A 25,584-nucleotide genomic window follows, 5' to 3' on the forward strand; every position below is an offset into this window, starting at 1 on the left:
GAACGGCGCGGCACTCGTGGTGCCCGCGGGGAACGGTGACCGCCCCGGGTTTCGTGGCGCTGGCCGTCGCGCTCGTGACGATCTTGACGACGGCGCGGCTGCTCGGCGTCCTCGCCCGGCGGCTCGGCCAGCCACCTGTGATCGGGGAGATCTTGGGCGGGATCCTGCTCGGTCCCACTCTGGCCGACGGAGCGGTGACCAGAGCCCTGTTCCCGCCCGAAGTGCGCCCGGCGATGACGGTACTGGCCGACGTGGGCATCTGCGTGTTCATGGTCTTCGTCGGCCTGCACGTCGATCGCGGACTGTTGCGCGGGCACGGCCGCATCATGTCGACCATCTCGATCAGCGCCGTCGTGGTGCCGTTCCTCGCCGGTGTACTGCTGGCGTCGGTGCTCGCCGACCGCCACGCCGACGGTGGCGGCCTGGTGTTCACCCTGTTCATGGGGGCCGCGCTCGCCTGCACCGCGTTTCCGGTGCTGGCCAGGATCCTCCGCGACCGTGACCTGCTCGACACGCCCATCGGCGGGCTCGCCCTGGCCTGCGCGGCACTCGACGACGTCCTGATCTGGTCGCTGCTGGCGGTGGTGGCGGCGATCGCCGGAGCGGGCACCGATCCCACGCGGGTCCTGCTCGTGGTGCCACTGGTCGTCGTACTTCTCACGGTGGTGCGCCCGCTGACGAAGCGATGGCTGCGACGGCACCCCATGGACGGAATCCTGCCCGGATGTCTCCTGTTCGTGTTCCTGGCGGCCGGTGCGACAGCGTGTTCGCTGGCCACCGACTGGATGGGACTGCACCTGATCTTCGGCGCGTTCATGTTCGGCGTCGCCATGCCTGAGGGGGGCGCGGCGTTCCTGCGCGAGCGCGTCCTGCCCAAGGTGGAACGGGGCACCGAGACCTTGCTCATCCCGGTTTTCTTCGCCAGCGCGGGGATCGGCGTCAATCTATCCACTATGGACCTAGCCGGGCTTGGTGAGTTCGGGCTGATCCTGCTCGCCGCCGTCGGTGGCAAGGGAATCGGCGGCTATGTCGGGGCGCGGATCTGCGGCGTCCGGCGACGTCATTCGGCCGTGATGTCCATTCTGCTCAACACTCGCGGTCTCACCGAACTGATCCTGCTGAACGTCGGGGTGCAGATCGGCGTGCTGGACGCGAACCTCTATTCCCTCATGGTCGTCATGGCCCTGGTGACCACCGCGATGACGGGGGCGTTGCTCCGCGTGGTCTATCCACCCGCTGCCGCCCGCCTGGATCGACACGGCGCCGGTCGAGCCGGCGGCAACCCGGCCGAGGCCGAGCGTGACCGCGCCCGGTCCTGACCACCTGGCAAGGATGGGCCTGACCGCGTCTCGGACCTCCGATCGACAACCAGCCGATCTGTGGCGCCCGTGGTCGATGTCGAGGGGGTTCCGTTCCGGCCGGTGACCATTCGGCCGTGGCCGGCGCGCTCGACGACAGCCGGTCGCCCTTGGACAGTCCTTTGCAGACACATACTTCCACCTGGTGATATCCGCCGTAGCGGTCCGGTAACGTCCGTTGCGCCGATGGGAACGGTGTGGTCTGGTATCGGGATCCGCGGTCGGGTGGAGCGCGGCCGGTGAGGAGGCGGGGTGTCGTTCGTCTTGGCGCGGCTGCTGGCCCGCTGGGTGTTGCAGCAGGGCTGGATGCTTCCTGTCGTCGTGGTCATCTTCGTCTTCGCGACCAGCTGGCCGCTGATGGTGCTGGCCGAACCCGCGGGCAGTGAGCTCGTCCAGCCCGGGAACTACTGGTGGTACTTCGTGGTCACGGCCGCGACGGTCGGCTACGGCGACTTTTCGCCGGAGACTACCGCGGGGCATTTCGTCGGGGCCTATGTCATCATCGGCGGGATCGCGACGCTCACCACGGTGTTCACCAAGCTCGCTTCCAGGCTCGAACAGGCGAAGGGACGGCGGATGCAGGGGATGGAAGCCGTACGGGCGAGTGGGCACACGCTCCTGATCGGCTATACACCAGGCCGCACCGAGCGCATCGTCGCGCAACTCATCGCCGACGGCGTGACCGGACTCGTCTTGTGCGCGAGCGACGAAGTGCAGGTGCACCCCATGCCGTCGCAGCCGGTGGACTTCGTCCGTGGTGAGCCGACGGCGGCCGACGTGCTCGCTCGGGCCGCCGTCGCGCAGGCGGGCACCATCCTGGTCGACATGGGCGACGACAACGAGGCCTTGGCCGTCGCGGTGACCGTTGACCACGCGAACCGGTCGGCGCATGTCGTGGTGACGTTGCGGGACATGGAGAAGTCCGAGCTGGTCCGCTACGTGGACCCCCGGATCAAGTGCGTGCAGTGGCACACACCGCGGATGGTCACGGAAGAACTGACCTCCCCGGGAATCGCCGAGGTCTACTCCGAGCTGATGACGGCAGGCGGGGCGGGGACGTACTCGGTCGTCTTGCCCGAGTCGCTGGGGCGGCTGAGCACCGAGAAATGCCGGCTGGCGCTGGGCCGTGCTTTCGGTGCCACGGTTCTGGCCGCACGGACCGACGACGACCTGGTGGTCAACCCTTCGTGGGACGATGATCTCCCGGCAGGCTCAGTGCTCTACTACGTCAGCCCCCGGCGCCTCACCGGCGCGGAGATCGAAACGGCTCTGCGAGGACTCGGCCGTTGATCCATGCCTCGCGTGCACTCGACCTCCGGTCGTTCTTCCGGTTTCGCGCGGGACCGAACCTGACGACTGCCTGACGATTCCTCTGGTGCCCGCGCACCTGCGGGAGTACATTTCCCGCAGGTGCGCCGGGAAGTCTGGTCGGCAACGGAATTCGCCGACCACGAAAGGCTTCCCATGTCTTCCGCCGCACCGTCACGTCCCCCAGCGGTCCGCGTCGATGGCTTGACCAAACGGTTCGGCCGCACGCTCGCCGTCGACGATCTCTCGTTGACCGTGCCTCCCGGCGAGGTGTTCGGCTTCCTCGGTCCGAACGGCGCGGGCAAGTCCACCACCATCCGGCTGCTGCTCGGCCTGATCCGCCCGTCCGCGGGGACGGCGACGGTGTTCGGCGTTCCCGCCGCCGATGTCCGGCGGGCACATCGCCTGCTGGGATACGTGCCAGGCGATGTCGCGTTATGGCCCGACCTGACCGGCGGCGAGATCCTCGAATTGCTGGCCAGGGTCGGGCCGGGCGTCGATCCGGGCTATCGCACCGAACTCGTGCGCCGCTTCGAGTTGGATCTCGGAAAGCCCGCCAAGACCTACTCGACCGGCAACCGCCGGAAAGTTGCTCTGGTCGCCGCCTTCGCCCGCCGGGCGCCGTTGCTCGTGCTGGACGAGCCGACCAGCGGACTCGATCCGTTGATGGAACAGGTTTTCCGGCGATGCGTGGCCGAGGCGCGAGAGCGGGGGCAGACGGTGTTCCTTTCTTCCCATCAGCTCGCCGAGGTCGAGGCCGTCTGTGACCGGGTCGGGATACTCCGGGCCGGACGGCTGGTGGAGATCTCGGGAATCGCCGAGTTGCGCCGTCTGCACCGTACTTCGGTGGAGATCGGCCATCGGGGCCCGGAACCGTCTCTTGTGGACGTTCCAGGGGTGATGGACATCGAGCGACTGGACGAGGGGCGCCTGCGGTTCACCCTGTCCGGGCCACCGGGCCCGGCCTTGCGAGCGCTCGCCGCCGCCGAGGTCACCATGCTCACGATGCGTGAACCGACGCTCGAGGAGATCTTCCTCGACTACTACGGTGAGACCGCGCGATGACCACGACACCAGCGGAAACGATGAGGCCGCGGTCGGAACGGGAGATCGCGGCACGGGGGAGTGCGGGCGGAGCCGTCACGCGGCACTTCGCTCGGCGGACCCGGCGAGGGGCACTGTTCGTCGGCCTCGCGGCCGCGGGGATGTCGGCCGTCGTGGCAGGCCAGTATCAAGCCACCTTCGCCGGCGAGCTCAACGGTGCGGCGCTGCGGGCACTGGCGGAGAACCCCGCCATCCGGATTCTGTTCGGGCCGCCGGTCGCGCTGGACGATCCGGGCGGATTCACCGTCTGGCGCACGGGCACACCCGTCCAGATCCTGACCGGGGTGTGGGCGTTGCTGACCGCCACCCGGCTCACCCGCGGCGAGGAGGATGCCGGCCGCGCTGATCTGCTGCTCGCGGGCCGTCTGCGCGCGGTCGATCAGGTCAGGCGGGTTCTGGTCGTACTGGGTGCCGCGGCGGCCGCGATCGCCGCGGCGGTGGCCTTGGCGCTTCTGGTCACCGGTACCCGGCCCGTGGGAGCGCTCATCCACGCCGCGGGACTTTTCGGCGTGACCATGACCTTCGCCGCGGCGGGCGTCCTCGCCGCGCAGCTCATGCCCGCCCGCTCCACCGCCACCGGGCTCGCTGTCGCGGCGCTCGGCGGCGGCTTGTTCCTGCGCATGCTCGCTGACGGGGTCGGCGCGCTGTCTTGGGCCTCGTGGGGCACGCCCTTCGGCTTGACCGCTCTGGCCGCGCCCTACGCGGACGACAGGATTACTCCGTTGCTCGTCCTCGCCGTGCTCCCGGTGCTGCTCACCACGGCTGCGGTGCTCGCCTGCTCGCGCCGGGACGTCGGCCGGGGAGTGCTGAACCCTTCGAGCGGCAGGCGGCGGCCGAGGATACGGCTGCTGGGTTCGGTCACCGGCTTCGCCGTCCGGCGCGCGGTGCGCCCCATCGCGGCCTGGTCGCTGGCGATCGGGGCCTACTTCCTGCTCGTCGGCGTGCTCATCGCGTCGATTCTGCGCTTCCTGGGGGAGAATCCGCGGTTCGCCGAATTGGCGGCGGCCGCGGGGTTCGGAGGCCTCGGCACCGCCGAGGGATTCGCGGCGGCGATGTTCAGCCTGCTCACGATCCCCGTCGGTCTCTACGCCGCGACGCGGATCGCCGCCTTCGCCGCGGCGGAGACCGATCGGCGGCTGACCCCGCTGCTGGCTCTGTCCCTTTCCCGGCATCGCATCGTGCTCACCGAACTCCTGGTCACCGGGCTGGGTGTGCTGGGCCTGCTGGCCGCCGCGGGATCGATGATCTGGTGCGGTGCGGCCATCGTGGATGCACCGCTGTCCGTCACGGCGGCCCTCGCCGGAGCGGGGAACGCCGCGCCGGTCGCCTTGCTCTCGCTCGGTGCCGCCGCTCTAGCGCTCGGCTGGGCACCGCGCGCGGTCGCGGCAGTGGGGGCGCTTCCCGTAGCCGGCGGGTTCCTGTTCACCGTGATCCTGCAGAGCACTCACGCGCCCGAGTGGCTCACGTACTTCTCCCCGTACTCCCACCTGGCCGCCGTGCCCGAGGTGCCACCCGACTGGGTCGCGACCGTTCTTCTCCTGCTCATCACCGGAGCGTTGTTGGCACTCGGGGTCCTCGGCTATCACCGCCGGGACCTGAGCGGCTGATCCGGCGGGAGAGGCGACAGTACTGTTACGTGAGAGGGTGGTGGGTGCGCTGAGGAAGGAACCGGTGTGGGCGAGCGGATGCAGATCGGCGAGGTGGCCGAACGCACCGGGCTGTCGTTGCGGACGATCCGTTATGCCCGCGGATCCGTGAAGGCCTCCTTCCCTACCCTCAAGGTAGGGAAGGAGGCCTTCACGGACAGCCGCGACGCTCGCGAAGGGCCCAGGAACGTCCGACCGCCTTCCCCGAGTGTCCACAAAGGACGCTTTTGTCGGCCGGATGTCCGCTTGATGCTTATATGTACGGCTTTCAAGTCGGGTCGTGAGTGATAAGGGTGGTTCTATCGAGGGGAAGGGCAAGCGTGGCGTGATCGACTCCTTGTCACGCGGGCCGTCTTCGCCGACTTCGTGATGAGATCGCCGCCCTGGACAGCAGGGTTCCGGACTGACTTGCCGGCCGACTCCGGCGTGAAGTGTCGTGAGTGGTAAAGACGGTTAGAACGATCATTGCCACTCACGACCCCCACGCAAAGCGCCCAAATCGGGCACGCGGGGGTGTCTTTATGTCCTTTGTAGACAGTGGGGTCGCGATCAGCCCGGCAGGTCGGGCCTTCGGTACGCAGCACGCCACATTTGACCTTCCCTCAATAACCGTCTTTATCGCTCACAACAGTGAAATCGCTCAAACCGGGCCAATCGGGCGGCAACGTCGGGGGCGGGTGGTCGGCGGGCTGGGTGTCCTGAAAGTGGCTTTCGCGACATGAGAAAGTGCGCCGCCCCGAAACTGTCCCTTATGGACAGTCGAGAGGCGCCATGATCAGCCGGTGAATCACGGCATAGCCCTCATCGTGATCGTGAGCGGAGCCGAGGCGTCGCCATGGCTGATCATGAGCAGCGCGATGCCGTGCCGACTCGCAGCGGCGGCGAGAACGTCCAGTAGCCGCGTGCGGTTGGCCGCGTCGAGCGCCGAGGTCACTTCGTCGCAGATCAGCACCCTGGGATGGGCGAGAAGCGCACGGGCCACGGCGCAGCGCTGGAGCTGGCCGCCGGAGAGCAGGCCGGGGCGGCGGTCGGCCGCTTCGATACCGAGGGAGCGCAGGGTCTCCGTCGCTTCGAGCCGGGCGTCCGCGCGGCTGAGGCCGCGAAGGAGACGGGCGGTGTCGGCCACCTGGTCGAGCACGTCGCGGAATTCGTCGAAGGACGCGCGGCTGTCCTGGTGGACGTATTGGACCGCGCGCAGGTGCGCGCGAGTGCGACGACGGGCGAGGCGGGGAAGCCGGAAACCGTCGATTTCGATCGTGCCCGCGCTCGGTGGGGTCAATCCGGCGAGCGCGCGGGCGAGGGTCGTCTTGCCCGCGCCCGACGTGCCGGCGAGCGTGGTCCGGCTGCCCGCCGCCAGCTCCAGGTCGAAGTCCTCGACGAGCGTCGTCCGCCCGGCGCGCACGGTGAGCCCGCGAACGACGAGCACCGGCGAGGACGGCGACGGGGGCGGCGGGCCATCGATGCGAACGGGTTCGGGGACCGTCGGGGACGGCACCAAGCGGTGGTCGCGGAGTTCGGCGACTTCGCCGGCCAGGGCACGGGCCAGCGTGAGGTCGTGGGTCAGGATCAGCAATGCCGTCCCGGCCTGGGAAAGCTCCGCGAGCCGGGCGGTGAGCACGGCCCTGTTCGCCGCGTCGAGACCACTGGTCGGCTCGTCGAGGACCAGCACCCGTGGCCGGTTCACGAGAGTGGTGGCGAGGGCCATGCGCTGCTGCTGCCCGCCGGACAGCTGGTGCGGGAACCGGCGCCACAACGTCTGTTCGAGTCCCGATTCCGCCAGCGCGGTGCGGGCCGCCGCCAGGCGCGCGGCACGGCCGCGGTGGCGGAGGGCGGCGAGTTCGGCCAGCACCGGACCGCAGCGGCGGACCGGGTCCAGTACCGCCGACGGCTGCTGCGGCAGGTGGCCGACGACGCCGGCCCGGGCCCGTCGCAGTTCGGAAGCGGTTCGGCCCAGCAGCGGGGACCCCGCCAGCATCACCGACCCGGACAGCGTGATCCCCGGGCGGGCCTGTCCGGTCGCGGCGAGACCCAGAGTGGTCTTTCCCGTGCCGGACGCGCCGAGCACGACGAGTACCCGGCCCGGTTCGAGGGACAGTGAGACGTCGTCGAGCAGAACGGTCTCGCCGGCGCGGGCGGACAGGCCGGTGATCTCCAGGACGGTCACGGGATCACCCGCCGGGCGGCGAGCAGCCGGTCGGTGACGAGGTTCGTGCCGACGCACAACGCCATCAGCAGCGCGGCGGGAACGAGGACGACCGCGGGCGAGGTGTAGAGGGCTTCGCTGTTGCGTTCGATGACCACGGCCCAGTCCGGGGAATCGGCGGGCAGGCCGAGTCCGAGGAAGTTCGCCGACGCCAGCAGGTAGAGCACCACGCCGAGCCGTGTGCCGGCGTCGGTCGCGACGGGGCCGGCGAGGTGCCGGGCGACGTACCCGAGCTGGACGCGCCACCACGGTTGTCCTTGCAAGGTGAGGGCTTCCACGGCTGTGCGGCAGCCAGGCGCCAAGGCCGCGGCCCGCACCACGCGGGTGATCGCGGGCAACTGGAGTACGGCGACGACGGGAATGAGCACGCCGGGCCCACGGTGCCCGGTCGCGGCGAGCACCATGAGCACCAGCAGCGACGGGAAGGCCAGTACGAGATCGAGGGACCGCATCACGGCCTCGTCGGCCAGCCGTCCCCGCCCGGCCGCGACGAGACCGAGCGGCACCCCGATCAGGTAGGCGAGCCCGAGTGCGGCGGCCGTCATGCCGATCACGGGGAACCCGCCCGCGAGGATCACCGTGAGCGCGTCGCGGCCGAGGACGTCGGTGCCGAGCGGATGAGCGGCGTCCGGTGCCTGCCACGGCGCGCCGACGGACTCCACGGGGCCCGCGATCACCGGCCCGGCCATCGCGAGCACCAGCGGCACCGCGAGGAGGGACCATCCGAACGTCCGCTTCACCATGTCGCGGGCTCCCGCTGCGGCGTGAGCCGATGCGCCACGAGGTCGGCGACCAGGTTCCCGAGCACGACCACGACGGCGAACGTCAGCACGTATCCCTGCACCTGCGGGATGTCCCGGTTCTGCACGGCTTCGACGAAACCTGTGCCGAGACCGGTGATCGCGAACAGGGATTCGACGATCACCGTGCCGGTCAGCAGCCCTTCGACGGCGCGGGCGAGTTGCTGCACGGCGGGGGCCGCGGCGGCGGGCAGGAGATGCCGCAGCACCACTGTGCGTTCGGACAGGCCGAGCAGGCGCAGATGCCCGGCCACCTGACCCCGGGTCTGCTCGGCGATCCCGATCCGGAGCTGCCGGGCGACATCGCACAGCTGCCGGGCGACCAGCACGATCACCGGCAGTACGAGCACTTCGGGGCGCGCGGCCGGCTCGGTTCCGGCCGCGGTCGCCGGGAGCAAACCGGTGTAGACGGCGAATCCGGCGACCAGCAGCAGACCGAGGACGAACTCGGGAATCGCGTGCAGGAACAGCGTGACCGAGGTGAGCACCCGGTCGATCCTCGACCCTTCGCGCAGCCCACAGGTCACCCCGATGCCCAGCGCGAGCGGTACGAGCACGAGCAGGGTCACCCCGGCGAGCAGGGCGGTGGCGGCGAAGCGGCGGGCGATCTCCTCGGTCACCGGGGCGCCGGTCACGAGCGACCGGCCGAGATCACCGGTGAGCAGCCCGGAAAACCAGTGCCCGAACCGGTCGAGGATCGGCTGGTCGAGGCCGAGCCGGTGGCGCACGGTCGCCACCTGCTCGTCGGTGGCCTGCTCGCCGAGCACGACCGACGCCGCGTCGCCGGGGAGCAGCGCGGTCACGGCGAACGTCGCGATCAGCACGAACATCGCCTGCAGAACGGCGAAGCCCAGCCGCCGGGCGGCGTAACCCGGCACGTCAGGACAGCCGGGCGCGGTCGAACCTCGCCCAGTCGAAGGTGTTCGGCGGCGCGGACACCAATCCGGACACCCGCTTCGACACGCCGATCGTCCAGGTGCTGAACCCCCAGGCGAGCAGACCTCCGGATTCGTGCACGATCCGCTGGGCGTCACCGAACAGCGCCAGCCGGGCACTCTCGTCCGGGGTGGCCGCGGCCCGGTCCATGAGGGCGTCGAACTCCGGCGAGGCGAAACCGTTGACGTTGTTCGAACCGCCGGTCCGGAAGCGCTGATTGAGGAACGTCGGCACCGGCAGGGTCGCCGTACGGGTGAGCGCGGCGACCCCCTTGGTCTTGATCTCGCTGAAATAGGTGCTCGACGCGCGAGTGTTCGGTGTGACCTTCAGCCCGATTTCCCCGAGCTGCTGGGAAATCAGGGTGGCCGCGGTGGCGAAGCCCGGATCGACGTCGCTGGTTTCGACGGCGAAGGCCAGCCCCTCCGCGCCCGCCTCCCGGACGAGTGAGCGGGCCGCCTCGACATCGCGGCCGCGCTGGGGGATGCCGGTGGCGTACCCGCGGAGTCCTTTGCCGAACAGGTCGTTGCCGATCTCGCCGCGTCCGGCCAGTGCGACGCGGTTCAGCGCTTCTCTGTCCACTCCGGACAGTACGGCGCGCACCAGCCTCGGATCGGCGAACGGCGGCCGCGTCACGCGCAGCATCATGCCCTGCATCGTCGTTCCCTTGGCTTCGAGCAACGAGACGCGCCCGTCACCGGCCAAGCGGGCCGCGGTACCGGCCGCGAGATCGTGGGCGTAGTCGACCTGCCCGGACAGCAAGGCGTTGACGCGTGCGGCTTCCTCGTTGACCGGTACGAATTCCAGCTCGTCGATGCCCGGCGCGCCGTCCCAATGGGACTCGTTCTTGCGGAACACCGCCGGCCCGCCGGGGGTGAACGAGACGAAACGGAACGGACCGGAGCCGACCGGTGCCGTGAAATCCATCGTCCCGGCGGGCACGATCTCCGCGCCGGGAGCGCCCCAGCCAGACGGGAACTCGAAGTCGGAAGCCGTCAGTGTCAGCTCGATTTCGGCAGGGGAAACCGCTTTGCTGCGGCCGAAGTCCACCTTCGCGAAGTACTGCCGTGATGAGGACGCCAGTGCGGGATCGGCGATCCGCCGGAAGGTGTAGAGCACGTCGTCCGCCGTGACCGGACGGCCGTCGTGGAAGGCCGCCCGCCGCAGCCGGATCCGCCAGCGTGTGCCGGAATCGTCGCTTTCCCAGGACTCGGCCAGCCGCGGCCGCAACGAGGTGTCGGCGTTGTAGGCGACCAGCGTGTCGAAGAGCGCCTTGGCCCGCGCTTGGTCGACGAAAAGGGAGACCTGAGACGGGTCCAGGGTCTCCTTCGAGCCGCCCGCGGCGAACGCGACCCTCAACCGGCCGGTATCCGCCGGCGCGGTCCCGCACGCGGCCAGCGGCGTGAGAGCGGCCAGGGCGAGCAGCCGCCGGCGGGTGAGCGGATGGCGCGTCATAGGAACCTCCGGGACATCGAGCACTGTCCCGGGCGCGCGGCCGCACGTGAACGGGACCCCGCTCCGTACTCCACGACAGTTGGGGCTGGCGGTACCCGGCGGGCAGTCCGGCTCACGGCGCTGAGACGTCTTCCCAGGCCGTTCACGGTTGCGGGTCAGCGCCGGATTCACACCGGCTTCCCCCGACGGGCACCTTCTTGCGTTGTGGCGCCCACGGTAACCCATGCCAGGGGTGTGCTACACAGGATCAAGATCACGAAGGGGAGGCCGGTGGACGAGAAGCTCGCGGCGGACTGGGTGCGCCGGTGGGACATCCAGCAGGAACGCTACGTCGCGGACCGCGAAGAACGCTTCGCCGTGCTGATCGACGTCGTCGAGCACGTATGCCGTGACGTCGCCGAGCCGCTGGTGCTGGACCTCGGCTGCGGCCCGGGATCGCTGGCCACGAGGCTCGCGGGGCGGCTGCCTCGCGCACGGGTCATCGGCGTGGACAACGACCCGTTCCTGCTCGCCCTCGCCCGGGCCACCCGGCCGCGGCAGGCGGACATCGAGTACCTCCAAGCCGACCTCGCCGAGAGCGGCTGGCTGAAATGGGGGCCGGTCGACGCCGCAGTCTCGACGACCGCGTTGCACTGGCTGCGTCCCGAGCGGCTCGCCGACGTCTACCGTGACCTCGCCGGAGCGCTGAGGGAGGGCGGAGCGCTCGTCAACGGCGACCACCTCTACGACGAACAACCCGGTGTCCGCGACCTCGCCGAGGTGGTCAAGAACCGGCGGGCGGTCCGTGCCGGGGTCGGCGCCAACGAGGAATGGAAGGCCTGGTGGGCGGCGGTCGCCGCCGATCCCGCGCTGCGGGAGCGGTTCACGGCCGACGAGTTGCGCGGCATCTCGACCGGCTACGGCAACCGGCTGAGCCCGCAGGAACACACCAGGCTGCTCCGGGAAGCGGGCTTCGCCGAAGTGGCGCCGGTGTGGCAGTCCGGCGACGACTACGTCCTGACGGCGCTGCGCTGACCCGGTCCGGTCAGGCCGCTCAGGTGCCGGACGACCTGCGGTCCTGGACGCGGCGGGCGACGGCGAGCGTGACAGGCGCCGCGAGCCAGCACAGGTAGGCGACGGCGTCGTCCGTCAGGAACGAGACGGGCACGGAGATCCCGAACACCGCGGCCAAGCAGACGCTGCGCGTCAGGCTCTGGGCGAACACCCGGGGCGGTCCGTCGGTCACGTACAGGTGTTCGCGCCGGATCTCCCTGATGATCAGCGCGAACGACGCGGAGGCCAGGACCTGCACCATCGCGTACAGGCTGAACCGGAGCGGGAACGCTCCCTCGGCGGTGATGACCCGCGTCGCGAACGGCATCAGAACCTGCATGAACAGCCAGACCAGGGTGAGGCTGATCAGGCGGCCGCTCAGCGAGCGGACGTAGGGGAAGATCTCGTGGTGCGCGCGCCAGTGGGCGGAGATCACCGCGAAGCCGAGCGTGAAGGCGAAGTATTCCTTGCCGTGGTCCGAGATCGAGCTCAGCATGGCGCCGGTGGTGTCGCCGTGGGGGATCGGGAGATCCAGCGCCAGCAAGGTGAGCGCGATCGCGATCACCGCGTCGACGAAGACGCTGAGCCGCTCGGCGGCGGCCTTTCCGGTCGCTTGGTCGGTCTGTGTCGTCGTCATGAGGACAGCTCCCGCGGGCTCAGGCGGCGAGTTCCGCGGCGGGCCGCGGGACGGTCGCGAGCCGCCGGGATCGCACGGCAAGGATGATCATGACCGCCGGGATCAGGATGTCGTTGACGAGGACTCCGCCGGTGTTGCCGGGGGAGTGGTCACCGTTGGCGAACCACTGGTGAACGTGGCCGATCGCGGCTCCCCAGAGGAACATCCCGCCGCCGATGCCGATGGTGACGCGTTCGCGCGCGGACGCCGAGGCGGCCCGGAAGCCCATCACGGCCAGCGCGAGGTTCGCGAAGGCGATCTCGAACATGAACGGCGTCCGGTCGAAGCCGATCGCCGTGGCCATGACCTCCGGGAAGGCGAGAAAGGCGACCGTCATCCACAGGCTGCCGCAGCCGAAGGCGCCGATGGCCCACCAGCGCTGCCAGATTTCGAGTCGTTCCTGAGGCGACGTCGAGTGGCGGGCACGGAGGAAGGCTCCGACGGCGGGCACGACGATCCAGACCAGCGGGAAGGCGGATTGGGCGAGGTAAGCGAAGGTGTCCATGGCTTCAGTCTTACCTAGTTAATATTAACTCGTCAACACTCTGGTATGGTGAGATCGTGGACGACGGACTCGCGGACTTGCTGCACCGGGTGGTCATGCTGATGGGCGAAGCGGCCCGGCGGCGCGCTGACGGCCCCGATGGTTTGACTTATAGTCAGATACGGCTTTTGGGCACGCTCGAGGACATCGAGCCGACGACGCAGCACCGGCTCGCCAAGGCGCTGTCGGTCTCCGACCCGGCGATCAGCCGGGCCCTGCGACCACTCGAAGCGGACGGGCTGGTGCGGATCACCGTCGACCCCGAACACGCGCGGCGCCGGCTGGTCCGGATCACCGACCTCGGCCGGAAAGCCTTCCATGCCGCGGGAAAGCCACTTTATGACGAGTTGCGTGAAGGGCTCATCGCGGCCGGCTTTCCTTACGAGCGCTATCTCCGGGACACTCTCCGGCTGGCCGAAATCCTCGCGGCAGACTGAGCCCTACCCTGTCTTTTCGGGCACCTCGGCGTCTCCGCGGAGCGGCACCGTGGCCGCCACGACGATGTCCCGCGTCGCCACCCACTGTCCACTGTGGTCACTGAGCGGCGCCGGCGACTTCCACGACGTGCCTTGCGGCACAGGGACGGTCCGCCCGGGGTCGTGCGATTCCGGCAGAGAAGGCAGTTCAGGAGAACGCCTGGGACGCTTCACGACGATTGTGCGCCCGATTGATGTCATGATGTCCGCTTCTCGCCCGGGTCGTGAGTGGCAAAGACGGTAAGAACGATCATTGCCACTCGCGACCCCCACGCAAAACGCCCAAATCAGGCATGCAGGGGTGTCTTTGTGTCCCTTGTGGACAGTGGGGTCGCGATCGGCCCGGCAGGCCGTGCCTCCAGCACGCAGCACGCCACATTTGACCTTCCCCTCAAGTAAACGATGGCTTCCCCTGCCCGCCGACGACGTGGCGGCCATCTGCCAGTTCCCGGGATGGAAGAGTCCCCGGGGCGGGAACTGGGTTCTTCTCCTCAGCCATCAGAACAATCACGTGGGCTTCGCGGATATCGGTGACGTCGTCGCGCAGAACGGGACGTTCACTCCGCCTGCCTGCTGAGGCTCCCCCCGGGAAGTGGCCGTCGGACGGCGAGGACGACGGTGTCGTCGGCGTGCAGGACGACGTCGTGCATCCGGCCGGCCAGTTCCCGGGGAAGCTCGGTGATGGGGAGGGTGGCGTACGCGGGGGCGAGATCCAGGAGCCGGTCTTGGCCTTCGAGATAGTCCTTGCGGCTTTCGACGAGGCCGTCGGTGTAGAGGAGCAGGGTGTCCCCGTGGTCGAGGGTGTGGTGGCGGAGTTCGGGGCTGCCGGGATCGGGGAAGCCGATCCCGCGGCCGACGACCGGGGAGCGCAGCAGCCGCGCTCGACCGTCCACAGTGGCCAGTACGGGGGCGGGGTGGCTGCCGTTGGCGAGGGTCAGTTCGCCGGTCGCGGGGTCGATCCTGGCGAGGATCACGGTCGCCATGAGGTCGGGCTCGATCGTGGCGAGGGTGCGCGCGGTACGGGCGATGAGGTCGCGGAAGGGGTGGCCTTCCAGCGCGAGGGTGCGGATCGCGTGGGTGACGGTGAGGGCATGGCGGGTAGAGGTGACACCGTGCCCGACTGCGTCGACGAGGGTGATGTGCAGCTGACCGCCGGGAAGGACGAACCAGTCGTAGAGGTCGCCGCCGGTGGGGGAGTCCTGGTCGGTCGGCGAGTAGTGGACGGCCAGTTCGAGCCCCGGCACGGCGGGCGGGCCGGGCCGTAGCGCGTCTTCGAGTTCGCGGAAGATGACGGAATGCGCGCGGCGGAGTTGTTCGTCGCGCTGTTCGAGTTCGATGTACATGGCCAGCACGCCGCTGTTGGTTTCGGCGAGTTCGTGTTTGAGTTCCCGCTGTTCCTGCGCGAGCGCGTCGGCGCGGGCGATGAGCGCGAGGGTTTCCTCATCGGTGGCCTGGTCGTCGCCGGCCGGGACGGGATGCCGGACGGTTCCCGTGGGGAGGTGCCAGGTGAGGCTCGTGTCGTCTTCGGCGTCGGGCAGCAGCGGGAGGGTGTTGCGCCGCGGTCGTTCGACCGGGTGGGGGAGCCGGACGGTGACCGCGAGGAGGCCGTCGGTGGTGGTGGTTTCGAGCGTGACTTCCGTGCCCGTGCCGAAGGCCGGTTCGGCGAGCAGCGTCGCGGCCATGACGAGACGGGCGCGGTCTTCGACGGGGACGCCGGCTACGGCGCAGGCGGCGCGGAGGCGGCGGCGGAGCCGGGCGAGGTGTGGATGCATCAGCCGAGCTGGTCCGGGTGGAGGGCGATCATGGCGGCGTCGTCGCGGGGGTTGCGGTGACGGTGGGAGAGATCGGCGGCGAGAAGCAGCGCGTTCGACGGCTGCGTCGCGCTCGCCGGTGTGCGCCAGGTGTGGTCGACGCCGTCGGTGTGCAGCACGACGAGGTCGCCGGCGGTGAGCGCGGTGTGCCGGACTTGAGCGGCGGGCAGGGCGTAGCCGACGACACCGGGGATGCTGAGCAGCAGTCGCGACCGGCCGTCCCCGCTGATCGTCGTGCCGCTGACGTTGCCGACTCCGCAGAATTCGAGCCTGCCCGCCGCGATCCGGGCGAGCGCGACGGCGGCGCCGCGGGTGGTGCGCAGGGCGCGGTGCATGGTCGCCAGCTGATGGGGGAACGGGCGGTCGGGGTTCTGGCGGAACACGCGGATCGCCGTGTCGGCGGCTTCGGCGGCGTCGGGCCCGTGCCCGAGGCCGTCGACGACGACCGCGGCCCAGCCGCCGGTCAGTTCGGCGAGGGCGATGGCGTCGCCGCAGTGGTCTTCCCCGTCGCGGGGGAGGCAGAAATGCCCGACCGCGGCGGCGGGTCCGGCCGGTGTCCCGGGGAGGAGGATCCGGGCCGCGGCGAGGGTGCCGGACCGGGGCGCCGAGCGGATCCGGAAGACGGTGGCCATCCTGCCGACCGCGCCGAGGCCGGTGCCGAGCGTGCCGGTGGTGGTGTTGCCGTCGAGCAGCCAATGTCCGACGTCGGCCATCCCCGGGCCGTCGTCGGCGGCAAGGACGTCGATGCCGAGCCCGATCGCGGGCCGCTGCACGACGATCGAACCGTTGATCGCGTGCCGGTCGAGGTTCCCCGCCAGCTCGGAGGTCACGACGGCCGCGCGTTCGGTGAGCACCGAGGGCAGCCCGCCTGCCCGCCCGGTCTCACGGGCGGTCCGTGCGGCGGCGTAGACGGCGCTGGCGTGGTCGACGCGCAGGTGGCGCGAGGGCGGGGGAACCACGATGCCGGTCATGGCTTCCAGCGCGTGATCGTGATGGTCGTGCCGCGGCCAGGGGCGGTGTCGATGGTGAATTCGTCGACGAGGCGGCGTGTGCCGCCGAGGCCGTGCCCGAGCCCGGCGCCGGTGCTGAAGCCGTCGGTCATCGCCTGGTCGACGTCGGCGATGCCGGGCCCGTCGTCCCGGACGCGCAGCCGCAACCCGATCCGGCCGCGGTCGTCGCGGAGCACGGTGATCGTCATGGTTCCACCGCCACCGTGGATGTAGGCGTTGCGGACCAGTTCGCTGGCCGCGGTGACGATCTTCGTCTGGTCGACGATGGAGAACCCCGCGGCGACCGCGCTGGACCGCACGGCGTGCCGGGCGGTGAGCAGATCCTCTTCGGCGCGGACGGCGTGTTCGAGGGGCGGAACGTCGCGTCCGGGGTCGGTGAGTTCGTCAGGGAGCATGAGGCGCCTCGGCGGGGCGGCGCCAGCCCAGCAGTTCCATCGCCTGTTCCGCGTTGAGCGCGGTCCGGACGCCGGTGAGCTGGAGCCCTAGTTCGGACAGCGTGATCGCGACCGCGGGGCGCATCCCGGCGACGATCATCGTGGCGCCGAGCAGGCGTCCGGTGTCGGCGAGCTGCATCAGGACCCGCGCGACGAAGGAGTCGATGATCTCCAGCCGTGAGATGTCGATGATGACGCCGCGGATGCCTTCGTCGGAGATGCGGGTGGTGAGCTCTTCGGTGAACCGCAGGGCGGTCTTGTCGTCCAGGTCGCTGAGCAGGCCGGTGAGCAGGATGTCGCCGAGCCGCAGGATCGGCAGTCCCGCCTCGGCGCTCACTCCGTCACCGCGCCCGCGTGGGTGCTGTCGCCGATGAGCCGCATCGCGGTGGCCAGCGCGTCGGCGAGGGAGCCGCGGGTGACGATATGCGACAGGTCGATGCCCAGCTGGGTGATGGTCTGCGCGATCGACGGCCGGATGCCGCTGACGACGCATTCCGCGCCCATGAGCCGGACCGCGCTGACGGTCTGCAACAGGTGCTGGGCCACCGCGGTGTCGACGGTCGGCACGCCGGTGATGTCGATGATCGCGACCCGGGCTTCGTGGGTCTGGATCGCCTCGAGGAGGTTGTTCATCACGACCTGCGTGCGCGCGCTGTCGAGGGTGCCGATCAGCGGCACCGCCAGCACGTGCCGCCACAGCCGCACGACCGGGGTGGACAGTTCGAGCATCTGGTGGTGCTGCTGGCGAATGATCTGTTCGCGCCCGGTGGCGTAGACCGCGAAGGTCAGCATGCCGGCGCTGTCGAGCAGTTCGCTGACCAGCAGCGCCGCCCGGTAGCGCAGTTCCGCGTCATCGGTGTGCCGCTCGACGGCGGCCAGCATCATGCGTTTGAGCGACAGGATCGCCATGGCGGTGGCCGACGGTTCGGCGCCCGCGCGAGCCCGGCGCTCCGACAGCGAAGTCAGCGCGTCACGGACCGCGCCGTCCCGCGCCACGATCCGGTCGGCGGGCATCGTCGTGCCCAGTGCGGCACGCAGCGCTTCCAGCAGTTCGGCGGCCTCGCGGCGGAGATCCTGCTCGGTGTGCGCCACGGCGGGCGGCTCGAGCTGCCGATGGACCCATTCGCCCACCAGCGTGGCGTGGTCGTCGTCGAGGGCCCGCGTCAGCAGCTCCCGAACGGGGGCATCGTCCGTCCCCAGCACCGTTGTCCTCCTGCGGTTTGGGGCGCGCTCTGCTGTACGCCGGTGAACTATTGTCATATGACAACAGTTGAGAGAGTACCCCCGCAATAGCGGGGCCTCACGGCGCCCCGCGGCCGACCTCGTCCCCGGTGCCGGCGGCGTGGTATTCCCGCAGTCCGGCGGCCAGCGCGGCCCTCCCGGCGGGGGTCATCTTGTCGAGTACCGCCTCGACGTTCTCCCGCCGCCGGGCGCGGATCTCCCGCAGGTACCCGCGCCCGCGCTCGCTCAACCGCAACATGAGTTCGCGGCGGCTGCGGGTGCTCGGCAGGCGTTCGAGGAAACCGACCGCTTCGAGCCGGTCGCAGAGACGGCTCACCAGTGGCGGGGTCGAGCCGAGCAACTCGGCCAGGGTGCGCAGGTTCAGCCCGTCGTGGTGGTCCAGGGCGATCACCGCGCGCAGCTGGGCGGTGGACAGCGGCCGCGGAGAGACGTCCTGCATCCGCTCGACCACGAGCTCGACGAGGCCGGGCAGGTCGAACACCGCAGCCGTCCCGTCCGGGGTTGGCTGCTCGCGGGACCGATCCACGGTGTCCACTCTGGCATCCTTATGCTCGTTCCTGCAGCACAGCTCGCGCGAATCGCCGTAGACCGGCACGCCGGGACGGCGCAGACTCAACAGACTCAACGTGTGCCTGCCCGGTGCGCGATCCGGTGAGCGGGAGGCGGGGCGTTGGACAGATCCCTGGCGGTGGAGCGTCTTTTGCGGGACGTCCCTCCTCACGACCTGCCCGCCGCCCTGCGCTCGGCGCTTTCCGAGCATTTCGGGGCGCGGGCGGTCGAGCTGCTGATGGCCGATTACGCCCTCACCGAGCTGTGCCGGGTGAGCACGCTGCCCTACACGTCGGACCCGATCCCGGTCGAGGGCACGACGCCGGGGGCGGCCTTCGTCACGCAGGCCGCCACGTTCGGCCACGACGGCGCGAGCGTGACCGGGTACCTGCCGGTCAGCGTCCGCGGTGACCGGCTCGGGATCCTCGCGGTGACCCTGCCCGAGGAGCCGGAACCACCGGTGTGGGCCGAACTCGAGCGGTTCGCCGAAGCGCTGGCGCACGAACTGTTCGTCGCCGACCGCGACACCGATCTCTACATCCAGGCCCGGCGTTCCTCCCGGCTGACGCTGGCCGCGGAGATGCAATGGCAGCTCCTGCCCGGCCGGGCCTGCACACGCGCCGAGTTCGCGCTGGGCGGCCAGCTCGAACCCGCGTACGCCATCTACGGCGACTGCTTCGACTGGTCCGCCTCCGCCCACAAACTCGCCGTCACGCTCATCAACGGCATGGGGGAGGGCAGTGAAGCCGCGCTGCTGACCAATCTCGCCGTCAACGCGCTGCGCAACGCCCGCCGCGCCGGAGTCGCCCTCGACGCCCAGGCCGAACTCGCCGACCAAGCACTCTACGCGCACTATCGCGGCGCCCAGCACGTCTCGGCGTTGCTGCTGGAGTTCGACCTCGCCACCGGAACGGCCGACGTCGTCGACGCGGGATCGCCGCGCTTGTGGCGGCTGCGGGACGGAAAAGCCGAGCAGGTCCACTTCGACGAACAGCTGCCGCTCGGCACGTTCGAGGACACGCTCTACACCGCCCAGCGATTCCAGGCCGTCGACGGAGACCGGTTCGTGTTCGTCAGCGACGGCGTCTACGACGCGGCCGGGCCACACGGTGAACGCTACGGGGAACGCGAACTCGCCGAGGCGGTCGTCGCGACCGCCGATCTGCCCGCCGCCCACGTCCCGGGCTCCGTGCTGAGGGAACTCACCACCCGCCGCCACGGCGAGCAGGCCGAAGACGACGCGATGGTGGTGTGCCTCGACTGGTTCGGGCCGACTCCGCTTTCGGGCCCGGGTCCGAGTCCCGCCGTCTCGGTGGGGGCGCGCTAGGGCGGTCCGGTCAGGACGCCGTGTTCTGGCGGAGCGCGGCAGGCCGCCACACCATGGCCACCCGCGTGCCGTGCGCACCGGTGTCGATGGTCATCTGGTCGGTGACCTCGTCGATCAGGCTCAGGCCACGGCCACCGGAAGCGGGCTTGTCCGTACGCGACCGCGCCGCGGGAATGCCGTCCCCCGTATCGGTCACCGTGACCGTGATCGCGTCACCCGCCCAGTCGGCGTAAAGGCGGACCCAGCCTCGCCTGCCGGGGTAGGCGTGCACCGCCGTGTTGGCCATCGCCTCGTACGTGGCGATGGTGATGTCGTACTTGCTGTTCGCGTCGATGGGCAACGCGTCCAGCCAGTCCCTCAGTTTCCGGCGGAGCAGGGCGGCTTCGCCTGCCTGCGCCGGAACGAGCTCCTCGAAAGCCGACCTCACGGCGGTGTCGATCGGTGCGCCCAGGACGGCTCCGGACTCCGTATCAGCCACGTCGGCGTCGGAGTCGCTCCTTTCCATGCTCGGGTCTGGAGTATGTCGATACACGATCTACTCCTTCCTCGTCGACAGCGCCCCATGGCCGCCGGCGTCATGGCACTGAATACCCACGATGTCCATTTCCTATTCGCGAAGTGTGTCAAGAGGTCTCGTCGGTGGAGAGCAGATCGTGCTCGTCGACGGCGGACCGGGCAAGGGTCTTGTAGCCGGTCCCGGTCCACCGACATCACCATGCCTCGCCCCCGTTCGGGGTGCGGGACGGCGAATGTTCCCGCAGAGCTCGGGCAGCTGTGCGCCGAAATAGCCGAGCAGGTACCGGCGACGGCATCCCAAGGTCTCGGCATAGCCGCGGACCATGTCGATACGCGAGCGGACCAGGCGCTGATGCCGCTCGGCCACCTCGACACCCCTGCTGAACCGCCTGCTCGGGCGGGAGGCCGGAATCGAGGTACTCCAGCCGTCCGTCGGCGGTGGTACCGACCGCCCGGCTTCCTCGAGGAGATTCACCGCCTTGGTCCGCCGGGCCGCTCGCCGGTGAGCTCGGACCCGCTCCGCACGGGAAAACGTGGCCGGCGTGCGACCTCAGCCTTGGAGGACCTCGGTTCCCGCCCGGACGCGGTGCGGCTCGAGAAGGGCGCGCTGTTCCCCCGCCCGCTCGATCAGCCGCGCGAAGTCGACGCCGGGCAGGCGCGAGCGCAGTCCCGCGAGGCGGTCCAGCGTTTCCCACAACTGCTTCTTGCCCTCGATACCCATGATCAGGAATTCGAGTTCTTCGAAGCGGCTCAACGGGGAATAGCTCCTCAGCCGTCCGTTGGGCTTGAGTCGACCGGCGCGCTCCGCCAGCGCGGTCAGCGTGCTCTTGACGGGATTCCGCCGGATTCCCAGTTCGCGCATGATGTCCCGGAAGGTCTCGACGTCTTCGGCGATGCCCGACGCGACGCGGGTCAGTGCCTCACCGACTTCGGTGCCCTGATTCGCCTTCCGGGACCGGCGAGCCAGTTCCCGCCAGGCGACGCCCATCGCGAGCTGGTCGTTGAGGTAGATGCTCAGGAATCTGTCCATGCCACCGGGTACCCCGCGCCCACGGCTCGAACCCGGATCAGTCGCGCGCGAGCGAGGGAGCCGATCGGGAAAGCAGTACACCGATCACCACCAGGAAGACGCCGAGCAGCAGGAAACCGAGGTCGTACGCCAGCTGGCCGGGACCGGCGCGGACGTGGTGCACGCCGAGGATCAGATGGTCGACGGTGCCCTCGACGAGGTTGAACACGCCCCAGCCGACCGCCAGCCCACCCCAGAGCCTCCGGGGAGCCAGGCGATCACCCTGGTTCAGCAGCACCACACCGAGGACCACGAAGATCAAGCACAGCAGGTGGAACAACCCGTCACCCACCATGTTGAGATGCAGGTTCGCGGGGGTGACCGGGGGATACCAGCTCGAGAGCAGGTGATGCCAGCCCAGGATCTGATGGGCGAAGATACCGTCGACGAAGCCGCCGAGACCCAGCCCCAGCAGTACTGCCGCCCGGTTCACGACGACGCTCGTTCCGGCCGTTTTCCTCGCAGACGGTGGCGTGGTTCGGGGATGGATCCCATGATTTCGAGGTCGATCTCCGCGGCGACGGCGTTGGTTTCCGGCATGGCGCCGCATACCCGGGCTTGGTGCCGCGCAAACGAAACCACTGCCTCGCCTCGCGGCCGAAGTCGCGTGATCGGAGACGGATCTCGCGTGACTGGAGACGGATCTCGCGTGCTTGGAAGCGGAACTCGCACCCTCCGTGTCATCCGTCCCGAGACACGCGAGATCCGGCTCCAAGCACAGAGACAGAACTAGCTTGTAGTGCTATCTAGGTAGGACTGCTACATTGCTCGACGTGGATCAGGACCGGCGAGGCCAGTGGCTGAGGGGGGTGCTGGCGCCGTGCGTGCTGGCGCTGGTCGCCGAGCGCGAGTCCTACGGCTACGAGCTGGCCCAGTCGCTCGACGCCGCCGGGCTGGGCCCCATCCAGGGCGGCACGCTGTATCCGGTACTGCTGCGGTTGCAGCGGTTCGGCCTGGTCACCGCGAGCTGGCGGGAAGGGACGGCCGGGCCCGCGCGCAAGTACTACCGGATCACCGCGAAAGGCCGGGAAACACTGCGGCACGCCACCTCCGACTGGCAGGAGTTCTCCGCCGGGGTGGCCTCGATCTTGCGGGAGGGAAGATGAACCACGACGGATGGCTTTCCGCGCTGACGCACGAACTGCGTCGCCGGGGCGTCGGCGGGGACGCGGCGCGGCAAGTGGTCGCGGAGGCGGCCGTGCATCTGCGGGAAAGCGGCGGAGACCCGATCCGGGTCTTCGGGCCGCCCGCCGCGTACGCCTCGGCCGTGGCCGACAGTGTGGGACGTCCCCGGCGTCGGCCGGGCGAAGTGCTGCTGGAAGCCAGGGGTATCACGAAGAAATACGGCAGGCGGACGGTGCTGGACGGTGTCGACCTCGTGGTGCGCTCGGGCGAGATCGCCGCGGTGATCGGGGCGAACGGCTGTGGCAAGAGCACGTTCCTGAGTATCTGCGCCGGGATCACCGGCCCGGACAAGGGCGAGGTCCGCGTGCGCGGTTCACTCGGCTACTGCCCGCAGGACGGTGGCACGGCGGATTTCCTCGACGCGGGTGAGCATTTCGTGCTGATCGGCGCCGGGCGCGGGATGGCCCGCGAAGAGTCGGCACGGATCGGCGCCGCCCGCGCCGCGGCGCTGGACTGGACGCCCGGACGCGGCACGCAGGCCCGGCACCTTTCCGGTGGGACCAGGCAGAAACTGAACCTCGTGCTCGCCGGGCTCGGCGACCCGGACGTGCTGCTGCTCGACGAGCCCTATCAGGGTTTCGACAAGGGCACGTACCTCGACTTCTGGCATCAGGTCTGGCAGTGGCGCGAGGCAGGCAAGGCGATCGTGGTGGTGACCCACCTGCTGAACCAGCTGGACCGCGTCGACACCGTGCTCGAACTTTCCCCGGCCAGGAAGGCTGTCGCGTGAAGAAGATCCTGACGGTCGCCGAGATGTCGCTGCGCGAACTGCTGCGCCGCCGGTCGGTCCTGCTGATCCTCCTGCTGCTGCCGTTGGTGTTCTACTTGAGCAGGCGTGGTGACCACCTCGGACAGTCGATCCGCTTCGTCTGCCTCGGCCTCGGCTGGGCGTTGAGCACCGCCGCGCTGTTCGCGGGCAGCGCGAGCCGTGCCATGGAGCCTCGGCTGCGGCTTTCGGGTTACCGTTCCCACGACCTGTACCTCGGTCGTTTGAGTGCACTGTGGACGGTCGGGTTCCTGTTGTCCGCGCCGTACTTCGTGCTGATCCTCGTCGACCAGCACGACGTCCGGTACGGCTCGGTCGCCTTGGTCATGGTGCTGACGGTCGCCGTGTCGGCGCCGTTCGGGCTTTTGCTCAGTGCGGTGCTGCCCAGGGAACTCGAAGGCACGCTCGTGCTGCTGGCGGTCGTCGGTCTCCAGATGATGGCCGATCCGTCGAGCCTGATCGCGCGCTTGCTGCCGTTCTGGTCGAGCCGTGAGATCGGCACCTACGCCATCGACCACACGGACATCGGCTACCTGACCCGAGGTGTCGCGCACGGCGTGGCGGCCTTCGTGCTCCTGCTCGCCACGGTGGCCCTCGCGTCGGGGTTCCGCCTGCGTCGCCGTTCTCACCTCACGTTCGTCGGCGGCCGCTGATACCTTGCAGCCCATGTCAGAGTCCAACTCCACTGAGGACAGCCAAGGCGCCGCTCCACCGCGCCGGTCCGGCAAGCGCATCGCCGGCGGCATCTTCCTGATCCTCGCCTCGATCGCGTTGTTCTACGTCGGGGTCGACGCGATCGCCGATCCGGACGCCGTGGTCGCCCGTTCCTCGAAGTCGGCGCGCAGCCCGGACACCGACGCCGAGGCGAAGATCGGCGGCTTCATACTTATCATGTTCGGGATTTCGGTGCTGGGCTTCGGCATCGGGATGATCGCTTCGAAGGGGCCCCTCTTCGCGAAGAGAGCCGAGTGATCCTCAGAGACCGGCCTCGACCTTGGACGGGTGCGTAGCCAGCGGCGTGACCGCGATGTCCATGTACGGGAACAACGGCAGACCGGACAGCAGCGTGTGCAGCTCGTCGTGGTCGGCGACGTCCAGGATCGAAAAGTTCGCGTACTCGCCCGCGATCCGCCACAGCTGCGGCCACTTGCCTTCGCGCTGAAGCTTTTGGCTGTACGCCTTTTCGCGCGTGACGAGGTCGGCCCGCTCCACCGGATCGAGATCCGGCGGCAGGCGAACGTCCATGCGCACGTGGTAGAGCATCGGTCACTCCAAAAGGGACACTGGTCAGGAACGTTCGGGGTCGAGGACGAAGCCGTACTCGACGGTCTCGCCATGGCCTGACGGGCGCGGGTCGAGCACCAGTTCCGGTTTGACCGCCGAAGCGATGTCGTCGTCGTTGTGCTCGTCGCCGGGGAAGTACAGCTGGGCGGTGAGCAGCTCGTGCCCCGGGGCCGAGACCTTGACGTGCAGATGCGCCGGACGCCACGCGTGCCAGCCCGCCGCGGCGATGAGCTTGCCGCAGGAGCCGTCGGTCGGGATCTGGTACGGCGCCGGGCGCACGGTGTGGATCTCGAACCTGCCATCGGCGTCGGCGGTGAAGCTCGCGCGCAGGTTCCACTCCGGGATGCCCGGCGCGAACTGGGAGTAGAAGCCGTCCGCGTCGGCGTGCCACAGCTCGACCTTCGCCCCGCCCAGCGCCGTGCCGTCGGTGGAGGTGACCTGACCGGTCCAGACGAGCGGCGTACCGGGTTCGTCGTCCCGCATCGGGACCGAACCGTGAGCACCCTGCTCGGGCGCGCCGGGCACGTAGTACGGCCCCTCGATGGTGCCCTTGTTGCCCTCACGGTGCTCGGTGGCGACCTCTTCGACGACGTGCTCCACCCAGACGTCGAGGAACAGCGGCCACTCGCCGTCCTCGCCGACGCCGATCAGCCACGACTTGAGCGCGTTGTACTCGTCGTAGGTGACCTTGTGCTTCCGGATCGTGCCGTGCACGGCTTCCAGCACCTCGCGGGCCAGCAGGCTGACCCGCTCCTTCGGCGTTCCGGCGACGCCGGCGAACTTGTCGCTCTTGAACCGTTCGGTCGCGTTGGCACCGGACGCGGCCGCGGTGGCCGTCTCGGGGATGGCGGTCATG

The 25,584-nt window shown here is 69.7% G+C and carries 29 protein-coding genes and 1 riboswitch; of the genes, 11 read left to right on the top strand and 18 right to left on the bottom strand.

All coding sequences use genetic code 11. The features are described from left to right. Positions 1-35: 35 nt before the first annotated feature. The 4 genes from AC069I_RS30725 (at position 36) to AC069I_RS30740 (ending at position 5,377) form a co-directional block, all read left to right on the top strand. On the top strand, positions 36-1,319 hold the full coding sequence (locus AC069I_RS30725) for a cation:proton antiporter (RefSeq protein ID WP_478266995.1): 1,284 nt from the start codon (positions 36-38) through the stop codon (positions 1,317-1,319). Between the two features lie 291 nt (positions 1,320-1,610). After that, entirely contained in the window at positions 1,611-2,648 is a 1,038-nt protein-coding gene (locus AC069I_RS30730; RefSeq protein ID WP_478266996.1) for an ion channel, read from the top strand. A 174-nt stretch (positions 2,649-2,822) separates the two neighbouring features. Continuing rightward, positions 2,823-3,731, top strand: a complete 909-nt coding sequence (locus AC069I_RS30735; RefSeq protein WP_478266997.1) for an ABC transporter ATP-binding protein — start codon at positions 2,823-2,825, stop codon at positions 3,729-3,731. Next, positions 3,728-5,377, top strand: coding sequence for a polyketide antibiotic transporter (locus AC069I_RS30740; protein ID WP_478266998.1), 1,650 nt, complete (start codon positions 3,728-3,730; stop codon positions 5,375-5,377). Before AC069I_RS30735 ends, AC069I_RS30740 begins: the two co-directional genes overlap by 4 nt. Before the next feature lie 826 nt (positions 5,378-6,203). On the opposite strand, the gene AC069I_RS30745 is transcribed toward AC069I_RS30740, so the two are convergent. The 4 genes from AC069I_RS30745 to AC069I_RS30760 are packed head-to-tail and all read right to left on the bottom strand — an operon-like array spanning position 6,204 to position 10,807. Next, entirely contained in the window at positions 6,204-7,580 is a 1,377-nt protein-coding gene (locus AC069I_RS30745; RefSeq protein ID WP_478266999.1) for an ABC transporter ATP-binding protein, read from the bottom strand. Continuing rightward, positions 7,577-8,362: an ABC transporter permease gene (locus tag AC069I_RS30750; RefSeq protein WP_478228004.1), complete on the bottom strand. Its 786-nt coding sequence runs from the start codon at positions 8,360-8,362 to the stop codon at positions 7,577-7,579. Before AC069I_RS30750 ends, AC069I_RS30745 begins: the two co-directional genes overlap by 4 nt. Then, the gene (locus tag AC069I_RS30755; RefSeq protein WP_478228003.1) at positions 8,356-9,297 is read right to left on the bottom strand and encodes an ABC transporter permease; all 942 of its coding nucleotides are present in this window, start codon (positions 9,295-9,297) and stop codon (positions 8,356-8,358) included. Before AC069I_RS30755 ends, AC069I_RS30750 begins: the two co-directional genes overlap by 7 nt. 1 nt (position 9,298) lies before the next feature. Continuing rightward, positions 9,299-10,807, bottom strand: a complete 1,509-nt coding sequence (locus tag AC069I_RS30760) for an ABC transporter substrate-binding protein (protein WP_478267000.1) — start codon at positions 10,805-10,807, stop codon at positions 9,299-9,301. A gap of 80 nt (positions 10,808-10,887) precedes the next feature. Continuing rightward, positions 10,888-11,039: riboswitch (cobalamin riboswitch) on the bottom strand. Positions 11,040-11,077: 38 nt separating this feature from the next. Here AC069I_RS30760 and AC069I_RS30765 point away from each other — a divergent pair. Next, complete coding sequence (locus AC069I_RS30765) at positions 11,078-11,821, top strand: class I SAM-dependent methyltransferase (protein ID WP_478228001.1); 744 nt, start codon at positions 11,078-11,080, stop codon at positions 11,819-11,821. Between the two features lie 19 nt (positions 11,822-11,840). Here the strand turns inward: AC069I_RS30765 and AC069I_RS30770 are convergent, their stop codons facing one another. Further along, positions 11,841-12,476: a TMEM175 family protein gene (locus AC069I_RS30770; RefSeq protein ID WP_478267001.1), complete on the bottom strand. Its 636-nt coding sequence runs from the start codon at positions 12,474-12,476 to the stop codon at positions 11,841-11,843. Positions 12,477-12,495: 19 nt separating this feature from the next. Continuing rightward, positions 12,496-13,020 carry a DUF6790 family protein gene (locus tag AC069I_RS30775; RefSeq protein WP_478267002.1) on the bottom strand — a complete coding sequence of 175 codons (525 nt, stop codon included), beginning with the start codon at positions 13,018-13,020 and terminating at the stop codon, positions 12,496-12,498. 56 nt (positions 13,021-13,076) lie between these two features. Here AC069I_RS30775 and AC069I_RS30780 point away from each other — a divergent pair, with 56 nt between their 5' ends. After that, positions 13,077-13,496 carry a MarR family winged helix-turn-helix transcriptional regulator gene (locus AC069I_RS30780; protein WP_478267003.1) on the top strand — a complete coding sequence of 140 codons (420 nt, stop codon included), beginning with the start codon at positions 13,077-13,079 and terminating at the stop codon, positions 13,494-13,496. Between the two features lie 596 nt (positions 13,497-14,092). Here the strand turns inward: AC069I_RS30780 and AC069I_RS30785 are convergent. From AC069I_RS30785 to AC069I_RS30810, 6 genes are all read right to left on the bottom strand, one after another. After that, a complete protein-coding gene (locus AC069I_RS30785; RefSeq protein ID WP_478227997.1) occupies positions 14,093-15,307 on the bottom strand; it encodes a PP2C family protein-serine/threonine phosphatase in 1,215 nt (404 codons plus the stop codon). After that, positions 15,307-16,317 carry a SpoIIE family protein phosphatase gene (locus tag AC069I_RS30790; RefSeq protein ID WP_478227996.1) on the bottom strand — a complete coding sequence of 337 codons (1,011 nt, stop codon included), beginning with the start codon at positions 16,315-16,317 and terminating at the stop codon, positions 15,307-15,309. Before AC069I_RS30790 ends, AC069I_RS30785 begins: the two co-directional genes overlap by 1 nt. Continuing rightward, positions 16,314-16,751 carry an anti-sigma regulatory factor gene (locus AC069I_RS30795; RefSeq protein ID WP_340688075.1) on the bottom strand — a complete coding sequence of 146 codons (438 nt, stop codon included), beginning with the start codon at positions 16,749-16,751 and terminating at the stop codon, positions 16,314-16,316. Before AC069I_RS30795 ends, AC069I_RS30790 begins: the two co-directional genes overlap by 4 nt. After that, on the bottom strand, positions 16,741-17,127 hold the full coding sequence (locus AC069I_RS30800) for an STAS domain-containing protein (RefSeq protein WP_340688076.1): 387 nt from the start codon (positions 17,125-17,127) through the stop codon (positions 16,741-16,743). The genes AC069I_RS30795 and AC069I_RS30800 overlap by 11 nt, the downstream gene beginning before the upstream one ends. Further along, positions 17,124-17,993, bottom strand: coding sequence for an STAS domain-containing protein (locus tag AC069I_RS30805; RefSeq protein WP_478227995.1), 870 nt, complete (start codon positions 17,991-17,993; stop codon positions 17,124-17,126). The genes AC069I_RS30800 and AC069I_RS30805 overlap by 4 nt, the downstream gene beginning before the upstream one ends. A 97-nt stretch (positions 17,994-18,090) precedes the next feature. Then, positions 18,091-18,567: a MarR family transcriptional regulator gene (locus AC069I_RS30810; RefSeq protein ID WP_478227994.1), complete on the bottom strand. Its 477-nt coding sequence runs from the start codon at positions 18,565-18,567 to the stop codon at positions 18,091-18,093. 135 nt (positions 18,568-18,702) lie between these two features. Here AC069I_RS30810 and AC069I_RS30815 point away from each other — a divergent pair, with 135 nt between their 5' ends. Continuing rightward, positions 18,703-19,908, top strand: coding sequence for a PP2C family protein-serine/threonine phosphatase (locus AC069I_RS30815; protein ID WP_478227993.1), 1,206 nt, complete (start codon positions 18,703-18,705; stop codon positions 19,906-19,908). Positions 19,909-19,918: 10 nt separating this feature from the next. Here AC069I_RS30815 and AC069I_RS30820 read toward each other — a convergent pair whose 3' ends face one another. The 4 genes from AC069I_RS30820 to AC069I_RS30835 form a co-directional block, all read right to left on the bottom strand. After that, entirely contained in the window at positions 19,919-20,413 is a 495-nt protein-coding gene (locus AC069I_RS30820) for an ATP-binding protein (RefSeq protein WP_478267004.1), read from the bottom strand. A gap of 102 nt (positions 20,414-20,515) precedes the next feature. After that, the gene (locus AC069I_RS30825; protein WP_478267005.1) at positions 20,516-20,899 is read right to left on the bottom strand and encodes a RecQ family zinc-binding domain-containing protein; all 384 of its coding nucleotides are present in this window, start codon (positions 20,897-20,899) and stop codon (positions 20,516-20,518) included. A gap of 75 nt (positions 20,900-20,974) precedes the next feature. Continuing rightward, entirely contained in the window at positions 20,975-21,454 is a 480-nt protein-coding gene (locus AC069I_RS30830; protein ID WP_340688082.1) for a hypothetical protein, read from the bottom strand. Positions 21,455-21,491: 37 nt separating this feature from the next. Beyond that, a complete protein-coding gene (locus tag AC069I_RS30835) occupies positions 21,492-21,926 on the bottom strand; it encodes a DUF2243 domain-containing protein (protein ID WP_478227991.1) in 435 nt (144 codons plus the stop codon). A gap of 340 nt (positions 21,927-22,266) precedes the next feature. Between AC069I_RS30835 and AC069I_RS30840 the strand changes: the two genes are divergently transcribed. From AC069I_RS30840 to AC069I_RS30855, 4 genes are read left to right on the top strand one after another with little or no spacing between them, the layout of a single operon-like run. Continuing rightward, a complete protein-coding gene (locus AC069I_RS30840; protein ID WP_478267006.1) occupies positions 22,267-22,599 on the top strand; it encodes a PadR family transcriptional regulator in 333 nt (110 codons plus the stop codon). Continuing rightward, on the top strand, positions 22,596-23,408 hold the full coding sequence (locus tag AC069I_RS30845; RefSeq protein ID WP_478227989.1) for an ATP-binding cassette domain-containing protein: 813 nt from the start codon (positions 22,596-22,598) through the stop codon (positions 23,406-23,408). Before AC069I_RS30840 ends, AC069I_RS30845 begins: the two co-directional genes overlap by 4 nt. Continuing rightward, positions 23,405-24,097 carry an ABC transporter permease gene (locus AC069I_RS30850; protein ID WP_478233096.1) on the top strand — a complete coding sequence of 231 codons (693 nt, stop codon included), beginning with the start codon at positions 23,405-23,407 and terminating at the stop codon, positions 24,095-24,097. Before AC069I_RS30845 ends, AC069I_RS30850 begins: the two co-directional genes overlap by 4 nt. Positions 24,098-24,110: 13 nt before the next feature. Further along, on the top strand, positions 24,111-24,416 hold the full coding sequence (locus AC069I_RS30855) for a hypothetical protein (protein ID WP_478227987.1): 306 nt from the start codon (positions 24,111-24,113) through the stop codon (positions 24,414-24,416). Between the two features lie 3 nt (positions 24,417-24,419). On the opposite strand, the gene catC is transcribed toward AC069I_RS30855, so the two are convergent. Together catC and catA are read right to left on the bottom strand one after the other, a co-directional pair. Continuing rightward, a complete protein-coding gene (gene catC / locus AC069I_RS30860; protein ID WP_478233095.1) occupies positions 24,420-24,707 on the bottom strand; it encodes a muconolactone Delta-isomerase in 288 nt (95 codons plus the stop codon). Positions 24,708-24,731: 24 nt separating this feature from the next. Continuing rightward, the gene (gene catA / locus AC069I_RS30865; protein ID WP_478227985.1) at positions 24,732-25,583 is read right to left on the bottom strand and encodes a catechol 1,2-dioxygenase; all 852 of its coding nucleotides are present in this window, start codon (positions 25,581-25,583) and stop codon (positions 24,732-24,734) included. Between the last annotated feature and the right edge of the window lies 1 nt (position 25,584).

The sequence above is a fragment of the Amycolatopsis sp. NPDC043885 genome, assembly GCF_056435685.1.